This is a genomic window from Novosphingobium sp. B 225 (assembly GCF_002198665.1).
Taxonomy (GTDB): domain Bacteria; phylum Pseudomonadota; class Alphaproteobacteria; order Sphingomonadales; family Sphingomonadaceae; genus Novosphingobium.
In genome coordinates this window covers 1-4872 of record NZ_MWLM01000004.1, presented here as the reverse complement: position 1 = coordinate 4872, position 4872 = coordinate 1, and the positions used below count along the sequence as shown (strand labels likewise).

Here is a 4872-nt window from a genome sequence, read left to right as displayed (position 1 = left end):
TGCCCCGCCGCATCGGTGGCGGGGGCGGGCGGGTTGACCGCGCGGCGGGTCTGGCTGGACCGCGAACCCGCGCCGCCACCCGCCACCGATGCGGCGGGGCATGGGGTGTGGAGCAACTGGTCGGGGCTGGAACACGCCTATCCTGCGCAGCGCGGCGCGCCCAAGGATGAAGCGGAACTGGCCGCGCTGTTGCGGTCTGCCCCTGCGCCGGTGCGTCCGGTTGGATCGGGGCACAGCTTTACCGCGCTGGTGCCGACCGAGGGGACTCTGCTGACGCTCGACCGGCTGTCCGGGCTGGTTTCGCACGATGCCGCCGCGTTGACCGCGCGGGTGCGGGCGGGGACGAAGCTGGCGGCGCTGGGGCCGCTGCTGGCCGGGCTGGGGCAGGAAATGCCCAACCTGCCGGACATCAACAAGCAGACGCTGGCCGGGGCGATGTCGACCGCCACCCACGGCACCGGCAAAGGGCTGACCGCGCTGCACGGGCAGGTGCTGGCGCTGCGCATGGTGCTGCCTTCGGGCGAAGTGGTCGAATGCAGCCGCGACCAGCGGCCCGAACTGTTCCACGCCGCGCGGGTCGGGCTGGGGGCATTCGGGGTGCTGAGCGAAGTGACCTTGCAGAACAGCCCCTTGGTGCGTCTGCGCAAGGAAGTGCGGCTGGTCGATACCCAGTGGCTGCTGGGGCAATGGCCTGCGCTGGCCAGCCAGCACCGCAACGCCGAATTCCTGGTTCTGCCGTTCACCGGCAAGAGCGCGCTGATCACCCACGATGCCACGCAGGAACCCGTCCGCCCGCGCGGACCGGACAGCGATGCCGATGTGCTGATGCAGTTGAAGAGTCTGCGCGATATGTTTGAATTCACGCCTGATCTGCGCAAATGGGTGGCGGGAAAGCTGATGGCGGATATTCCGCCCGAGGTCGCGGTGGACCTTGGCTGGAAGCTGCTGTCCAACGAACGCCCGGTGCGGTTCAAGGAAATGGAATACCACGTGCCGATCGAACGGCAGGTCGAAGCCCTGCGTGAAGTGATCCGGCGGATCGAGCGTGAGGCGACGGACGTGTTCTTTCCGATCGAAGCGCGGATCATCGCCCCGGACGATGCCTGGCTCAGCCCGTTTTACCAGCGGGAGAGCGGCTCGATCGCGGTCCATGCGTTCTACAAGGAAGCGCATGACTGGATGGCGCGGCTGATCGAACCGGTGCTGCGCGATGCGGGCGGGCGGCCGCATTGGGGCAAGCTCCATTCGCTGGGCCGCGCGGAATTGGCAGCGCTCTATCCGATGTTTGCCGAAGCGGACGCGGTGCGGCGTTCGGTTGATCCGCAAGGGCGGATGGTCAATCCGTTCCTGAAGAAGTTGTTCGGATGAAGCGGCGCAGTGTGATGCTGGGCGGCGGGGCGCTCTTGCTTGCCGGGGTGGGCGGAGCCATGCTGCGGCCAGAGGAGAAGGGCGCGATGCATTCACCCTATTTTGCCGGACTGGCAGCGGCGTTGAAACGCGCGGGGCTGATGAAGCCGGTGCTGGTGATCGATCGTCAGCGCCTTGCCGCCAATGTCGCGGCGATCCGGGGCAGTGTCGACAAGGCCGGGCTGCCGCTGCGGGTGGTGGCCAAGTCGCTGCCTTCGCCCAGGCTGCTCGATGCGGTGCTGGGCGGGATGGGCACCCAGCGGCTGATGGTGTTCAGCGCCGATATGCTGCTGCAACTGCTGCCGCAGCGCACACAGGCCGATTACCTGATGGGCAAACCGCTGCCCGCCAGCGAATTCGCGCGGGTGATCGACAGGGCAGGGGCAGAGGCGGCGGGCCGGGTGCAATGGCTGGTCGATACGCCGCAGCGGCTGGCGCACTATGGCGAAGTGGCGCGCACTCGCGGGCTCACATGGCGCGCCAACCTTGAAATTGACGTAGGCTTGCACCGCGGCGGGTTCACCGATCCGGCGCTGCTGGCGCAAGTGGCGGCTTCTGCCCCGGCGCAGGGGGCCACGATCAGCGGGCTGATGGGCTATGATCCGCATGTCCCGAAGATGCCGAGCCCGGACAAGGCCTATGCCGCTGCGCAGGCCGCTTATGCCGCGATGCTTGGCGCGCTGGGCGGGGACCGGGCGGCCTTGACGCTCAACTCTGCAGGCAGTCCCACTTTCCGGCGGCACTGCGCGGGAACCCATGCCAATGAGCTCTCGGTCGGCTCCGCTTTCGTCAAGCCGGGGGACTTTGACCTGACCGACCTGGGCGACCTGCACCCCGCCGCTTTCATCGCCACCCCGGTGATCAAGGCCAGCGCAGATCAGGCGCTGCCGGGGGTAGAGGCGCTGTCGGGCGCGCTGCACTGGTGGGACCGCAACACCCAGCGCGGGTTCTACATCCACGGCGGGCACTGGCTGGCCAAACCGCTTTCGCCCGATGGGCTGCAATATTCGAAGCTGTTCGGCCGTTCGAGCAATCAGGAGCTGCTGACCGGATCGAACCGGATCGACCTGAAACCGGACGACACGGTGTTCCTCCGCCCCGATCAGAGCGAGGCACTGTTCCTGCAATTCGGCGACATCGCGGTCTATGACGGCGGAGAGATCGCGGAAATGTGGCCGACGCTGCCGGTGAGTGCCTAGCCCACCGCCACCCCGCCCTTGAACAGCGCCGTGACGCGGCCCTGCACGCCTTGCTTGTCGAACGGAGTGTTGCCCGCCGCTGCGGCCATCTTGTCGCTATCGACGATCCAGGGGCGTTCGGGATCGATCAGGGCCAGGTCGGCCTCCGTCCCTGCCTCAAGCCGCCCGGCCTGCACCCCCAGCAGCCGCGCCGGATTGGCGGCGAGCAACTGGAAGGCGCGCGCCGTGTCGATCACGCCGTCGCGGACCAGACCCAGGGTGAGGGGGAGCAGCACTTCGGCCCCGGCCATGCCCGGTTCGGCATCAGCGAAGGGCAGGCGTTTGTCTTCCGGCCCGCGCGGATCGTGGCCGCTGGCGATCACGTCAATCGTGCCATCGGCCAGTGCGGCCAGCACCGCCTGCCGGTCCGCCTCACTGCGGAGCGGTGGGGAGAGGCGGGTGAAAGTGCGGAAGTCACCGATTGCGGTGTCAGACAGCATGAAATGCGCCGGGGTCACGCCCGCGCTCACCGCCATGCCGCGTGACTTGGCGGCGCGGACCAGCGCGAGGCCGCGCGCGGTGGTGACCTGGCGAAAATGGATCCGCGCGCCGGTCAAGCCCGCCAGCGCAAGGTCGCGGGCGACGGCGAGGGCTTCGGCTTCTGCCGAGGCGCTCGGCAGGCCCAGCCGGGTCGCCATTTCGCCGGCCGTGGCCACGGCATTGCCGGTCAGCCCGCCATCTTCGGCATGGACCACCAAAGTCAGGTCCAGCATCGCGCAATAGGCGAGCAGGCGGTGCATCGTGCCCGAATCGCCAATCCAGCGCCGCCCGGTGGCAACCGCGCGTGCACCTGCGCCCTGCATCAGGGCCAGTTCGGCCAGTTCCTTGCCCGCCAGCCCCTGCGTGGCGGCAGCCAGCGGGTGGACCCACAGGTCGGGCTTGCCCGATTGCGCGGCGAAGCGGACGGCGGCGGGCTTGTCCAGCACCAGGCTTTGATCCGGCATCAGCGCCGCGCGGGTAATCCCGCCGAAATGGAACGCGGGCTTGTCAATCGCGAACACGCCCAGATCGACCAGCCCCGGCGCGATCAGTGCGCCGTGGGCGTCGATTACCGTGTCGCCCGGCTCTGGCGTGACATCGGCTCCCACAGCGGCGATGCACCCATCGACGGCGCGCAGCGTGCCGGTCTTCGGTTCGCCGCTGGCCAGCACCAGACGGCCATTGGTGAGGGTTAGGGGGGCGGTCTGCTTCATGCCCAGCCCTCCACACCGCGGCCCTTGCGGGTCAAAACGTCCAGACAGGCCATGCGGATCGCGACCCCCATTTCGACCTGCCGGGTAATCAGTGAGCGGCCGGGCAGATCGGCCACGTTGCTGTCAATCTCGATCCCCCGGTTCATCGGCCCGGGGTGCATCACCAGCGCATCGGGCGCGGCCTTGGCCAGCCGGTCGAGCGTAAGGCCGTAAAGGTGGCGATATTCGCGCGGAGAGGGGATGAATTGCCCTTCCATCCGTTCCTGTTGCAGCCGCAGCATCATCACCACGTCGGCATCTTTCAGCGCGGTGTCGAAGTGATAATGCGGGGTGACTTTCAGCTGTTCGATGTCCGCAGGCATCAGCGCAGGGGGCGCGCAGACGTGGACATCGGCGCCCAGCGTGGTCAGGCAATGAATGTTCGATCGCGCCACCCGGCTGTGCAGGATATCGCCGCAGATCACCACTTTCAGCTTGGCAAATTCCGGCCCCTTGGCGGTGCGGATGGTGAGCGCGTCAAGCAGGCCCTGGGTCGGGTGCTCATGCTGGCCGTCCCCGGCGTTGAGCACCGGGCAATCGACCTTGCCCGCGATCAGCTGCACCGCGCCGCTGCTGGCGTGGCGGATCACGATCGCATCGGCGCGCATCGAATTGAGCGTCATCGCCGTATCGATCAGCGTTTCGCCCTTTTTCACGCTGGACTGCGCGGCGTGCATGTTGACCACGTCTGCGCCCAGCCGTTTGCCAGCGATTTCAAAGCTGAGCAGCGTGCGAGTGCTGTTTTCGAAGAAGGCGTTGATGATCGTCAGGCCCGCCAGCCGCTCATCCCGCTTGTGCGTGCCGCGATTGAGTTCGACCCACTGTTCCGCCTCGTCGAGCAGGTACAGGATTTCCCACGGGGCGAGTCCCGCCAGCCCCGTGAGCCCACGGTGCGGGAAGGCGGCGGACCCGGCTGGATAGCGGTCCGCGCTGCTTGCGTCTGGCGATGTCATTGAAGACAGCGCCTTAGCGAGGGGTTGGGCAGGGGGCAAGAG

4 protein-coding genes are annotated in these 4872 nt (G+C 67.8%); 2 read left to right on the top strand and 2 right to left on the bottom strand.

Features of this window, described 5'->3' with window-relative positions:
• On the top strand, nt 1-1368 hold a 1368-nt coding region (locus tag MNBBLIKP_RS00910), incomplete at its 5' end, for a D-arabinono-1,4-lactone oxidase (protein WP_140420498.1).
• Nucleotides 1365-2606, top strand: coding sequence for an alanine racemase (locus MNBBLIKP_RS00905; RefSeq protein WP_217896637.1), 1242 nt, complete (start codon nt 1365-1367; stop codon nt 2604-2606). The genes MNBBLIKP_RS00910 and MNBBLIKP_RS00905, both read left to right, overlap by 4 nt.
• Here MNBBLIKP_RS00905 and MNBBLIKP_RS00900 read toward each other — a convergent pair.
• Entirely contained in the window at nt 2603-3838 is a 1236-nt protein-coding gene (locus MNBBLIKP_RS00900; protein WP_088306642.1) for a dihydroorotase, read from the bottom strand. The two genes, MNBBLIKP_RS00905 and MNBBLIKP_RS00900, sit on opposite strands and share 4 nt — an antisense overlap.
• Nucleotides 3835-4830 (bottom strand): aspartate carbamoyltransferase catalytic subunit, encoded by a 996-nt coding sequence (locus MNBBLIKP_RS00895; protein ID WP_088306641.1) that lies wholly within the window; start codon nt 4828-4830, stop codon nt 3835-3837. The genes MNBBLIKP_RS00900 and MNBBLIKP_RS00895 overlap by 4 nt, the downstream gene beginning before the upstream one ends.
• Nucleotides 4831-4872: the final 42 nt, after the last annotated feature.